Source organism: Telluria sp. AZSoR62 (genome assembly GCF_058111565.1).
Window position 1 is genome coordinate 1 of the sequence record NZ_JBYTST010000233.1, and the last position, 299, is coordinate 299.

The 299-nt window shown below is 54.5% G+C and carries 1 protein-coding gene; it reads left to right on the forward strand.

Annotated features, from left to right (window positions below):
• Positions 1–13 precede the first annotated feature (13 nt).
• The coding region (locus AC3XQU_RS23635; RefSeq protein ID WP_489876577.1) for a hypothetical protein at positions 14–299 on the forward strand (286 nt) is incomplete at its 3' end.

A 299-nucleotide genomic window follows, 5' to 3' on the forward strand; every position in this document is an offset into this window, starting at 1 on the left:
TCTGTCCCTGGCCATGGACGAAGCAGCTGCTCTGCGCGGCGAGTTGCTTGAGGCCCGAAAAGTGATTCACACGTTGAAGTCACAGAAGGAAGCCCGAGAAAGCCTATCGGCTCAGGCCTCCGGAAAGTTAGATCTGAGTCCAGACGTACTTCGCAAGGCGGTACAAACCCCGCGTGATCTAACCCCTGGAGAGGTACTTGTGTATCTTTCCGCGATTGCAGGTGAGCGTGTACGGGTTCTTCCAAGCGCTTGGCGTTCAGCAGAAGACTCGAAGCATTTTGAATACAGCGATCGGTTGA